The sequence below is a fragment of the Brachybacterium sp. HMSC06H03 genome, from assembly GCF_001807385.1.
Classification (GTDB): Bacteria; Actinomycetota; Actinomycetes; order Actinomycetales; family Dermabacteraceae; genus Brachybacterium; species Brachybacterium conglomeratum.
The window spans coordinates 1-2,918 of the sequence record NZ_KV788707.1 but is presented as its reverse complement, the minus strand read 5'-3'; the positions used below and the strand labels follow the sequence as shown (position 1 = coordinate 2,918).

The 2,918-nt window shown below is 73.0% G+C and carries 4 protein-coding genes; 2 read left to right on the top strand and 2 right to left on the bottom strand.

Annotation, left to right across the window (positions count from 1 at the left end; genetic code table 11):
- Positions 1–125: 125 nt before the first annotated feature.
- Together HMPREF3159_RS04740 and HMPREF3159_RS04735 are read left to right on the top strand one after the other, a co-directional pair.
- Positions 126–572, top strand: a complete 447-nt coding sequence (locus HMPREF3159_RS04740; protein ID WP_070499908.1) for a Fur family transcriptional regulator — start codon at positions 126–128, stop codon at positions 570–572.
- Positions 569–1,186 carry a DedA family protein gene (locus tag HMPREF3159_RS04735; protein WP_070499907.1) on the top strand — a complete coding sequence of 206 codons (618 nt, stop codon included), beginning with the start codon at positions 569–571 and terminating at the stop codon, positions 1,184–1,186. Before HMPREF3159_RS04740 ends, HMPREF3159_RS04735 begins: the two co-directional genes overlap by 4 nt.
- On the opposite strand, the gene HMPREF3159_RS04730 is transcribed toward HMPREF3159_RS04735, so the two are convergent.
- Entirely contained in the window at positions 1,168–1,986 is an 819-nt protein-coding gene (locus HMPREF3159_RS04730) for an isoprenyl transferase (RefSeq protein ID WP_070499906.1), read from the bottom strand. The genes HMPREF3159_RS04735 and HMPREF3159_RS04730 overlap by 19 nt on opposite strands.
- 59 nt (positions 1,987–2,045) lie before the next feature.
- Entirely contained in the window at positions 2,046–2,780 is a 735-nt protein-coding gene (recO, locus tag HMPREF3159_RS04725; protein WP_010551680.1) for a DNA repair protein RecO, read from the bottom strand.
- Positions 2,781–2,918 lie beyond the last annotated feature (138 nt).

Here is a 2,918-nt window from a genome sequence, read left to right as displayed (position 1 = left end):
CGGCCGGCCCCGGGTCCGCGGCCGCGGACGCCGGCCCGGTCGCGGCGCGTGGCCCCTCCCACCGGTGATGGTGGTCCCTCCCACCAGAGATGGAGGTCCCGCACCAGGTGGGGGACAATGAGGGCATGCAAAGGAACACCCGCCAGCGCGCCGCGATCCTCGAGACGCTCTCCCGGCAGGTGGACTTCCGCAGCGCCCAGCAGATCCACGAGCAGATGCGCGCCGACGGCGAGACCGTCGGCCTCGCCACCGTGTACCGCAACCTGCAGGCGCTCTCCCGCGCCGGGCGTCTGGACGTGCTCGTGGCGGGGGACGGGGAGTCCCTCTACCGGCAGTGCGAGGACACCGGCCACCACCATCACCTGGTGTGCCGCGAGTGCGGCCGCACCGTGGAGTTCCTCGCCCCGAGACTCGAGGCGTCCATGACCGCGATCGCCCGCGAGCACGGCTTCACCGAGGTGGACCACACCCTCGAGGTCTTCGGGCTGTGCGAGGAGCACTCGAGCACCGCCGCGCCCTCGGAGGACGAGGACGATCCCGAGGAGCCGGAGGACGAGGCGGCCACGCGATGATGGACTGGGTCCAGTCGCTGCCGTTGCTGCCGGCGATCGCGTTCCTGTACGTGGTGATCTGGGCGCGCGCCGGCGGCACCTATCTCGTCGGCCGCGGAGCACGGAGGGCCGCGAACCGCGGCCGGGTGAAGAAGCTGCTGGAGTCGACGTCCGTGCAGCGCGCGACCGAGCTCGTCAACCGCTGGGGTGCCTGGGTCGTGGCGCTGAGCTTCCTGACCGTCGGCTTCCAGACCGCCGCGAACGCCGCCGCGGGCCTGACCGCCATGCCTGCCCGCCGCTACCTGCCCGCCCTCGCCGTCGGCGGCCTGGCCTGGGCGATCATCTACGCGACCGTCGGCCTGGTGGCCGTGGCGGGCTGGTTCGAGCTGTTCCTCGTCTCCCCCGCCGGCGCCGTCGCCGTGCTCGCCCTGCTGGTGCTGCTGGTCGCTCTCGTGCTGCACCACCGACGCCGCACGGGCGCCCGGGCCGCCCTCGTCGCGACCCTCGCCGAGAGCGAGGTCGCGACCGAGGCCTCGGTCGGGGTCGACGGCGACCGGCCGACCGCGACGGAACCAGCCGTTACGGCTCGGCGGACCGCCGCGGCCGAGCGGGTCGCTCAGAGCCCTGCGGACTGAGCCCCCGGCGCATCAGGGGCGTCGACCGCTCCCCCGTAGCGCCGATCGCGCCGCGCGTACTCCGTGATCGCCCGCCACAGCACGCGTCGGTCCACGTCGGGCCACAGCTCGGGGACGAACACGAGCTCGGCGTAGGCGGCCTGCCAGAGCAGGAAGTTGGAGGTGCGCTGCTCGCCGCTGGTGCGCAGGAACAGGTCCACGTCGGGCATATCGGGGTCGACGAGATGGCGCTGGATCGTCTTCTCGCTGATCCCGGAGCCCTTGAGTCGCCCTGCCCGGGCCTCCTCGGCGATCTCGCGCACCGCGTCGACGATCTCGGCGCGACCCCCGTAGTTCACGCACATGTACAGCGTCATGCGGGTGTTGTCGCGGGTACGCTCCTGGGCCTCCTTGAGCTCCTGGATCACCGAGCCCCAGAGGCGCTGCTCGCGGCCGATCCACACGATCCGCACGCCCCAGGAGTCCAGGGTGTCGCGCTGACGGCGCAGCACGGAGCGGGAGAAGCCCATCAGGAAGCGCACCTCCTCCGGGGACCGCTTCCAGTTCTCGGTGGAGAAGGCGTAGGCGCTCAGGTGCGTCACGCCGATCTGGAGGGCGCCGGCGACGACGTCCAGCAGCGCCGCCTCGCCGGCCTCGTGCCCTGCCGTGCGGGGCAGGCCCTGGCGGTTCGCCCAGCGGCCGTTGCCGTCCATCACCACCGCGACGTGGCGAGGGATCGTGGGGGCCGGCAGCTGCGGGGGCAGTGCGCCGCTGGGGTGGGCGAACGGCTCCTGGTACCCGTGACGGGATGCACCGGGCATGCGGGGTCCTCCTGGATCGTGCGGGATCGTGCGGGCCGTGGACCCGCCCGGGATGGGGATCAGCGTTCGACGTAGTGCAGGGAACGGACCGAGCGCTCGAGATGCCAGGTCACCGTGTCCTCGATGAGGCGACCCGCCTCCTGCTGCACGGTCTCCTCCGCATCGGTCACATTCTCCCAGTCCCCGGCGAGCAGGAAGATCATGTGCTCGATCGTGGACTGGCGCACCGCGATGGCGCCCGGCCGACGGCATGGCGTGCAGACCAGGCCGCCCGCACGCACGTCGAAGGCGTGGTGGGGGCCGTCAGCCCCGCAGGAGGCGCACACGCGCAGCTCGGGCGCCCAGCCGGAGACGGCGAGGGTGCGCAGCAGGAAGGAGTCGAGCACGAGCGGCGGGGCGATGCGGCCCTCGGCCATGGCGCGCAGCGCGCCGACGAGCATGAGAAAGCCGCGCTGGTTGGGATCGACCATCTCGTCGGTGAGCCGGTCGGTGGTCTCGAGCATGGCGCTGGCGGCGGCGAAGCGGGAGTAGTCCGCGGTGATGCCGACGGCGAAGGCCTCGATCGTGACGACCTGGGTGACGGTGTGGAGGTTCCGCCCGGCGTGCAGCTGCACGTCGACCAGCGTGAACGGCTCCAGCCGCGCGCCGAAGCGACTGCCGGTGCGGCGCACGCCCTTGGCGACGGCGCGGACCTTGCCGTGCCGCCGCGTGAGCAGGGTGATGATGCGGTCCGCCTCGCCCAGCGGGTGGGTGCGCAGGACGATCGCATCGTCACGGTAGAGCTTGCTGGCCATGGTGCTCCGAGACTACGCCGCGGGCACGACGCATCAGCGGAGGCGACGGCCGAGGCGGACGGGACCTCGCTCACGCCGGGCCGTGCGGCGTCCTCGCCGGGCCGTGCGTCGCTCGCAACGCGCGGCGCCGCGCTCCCG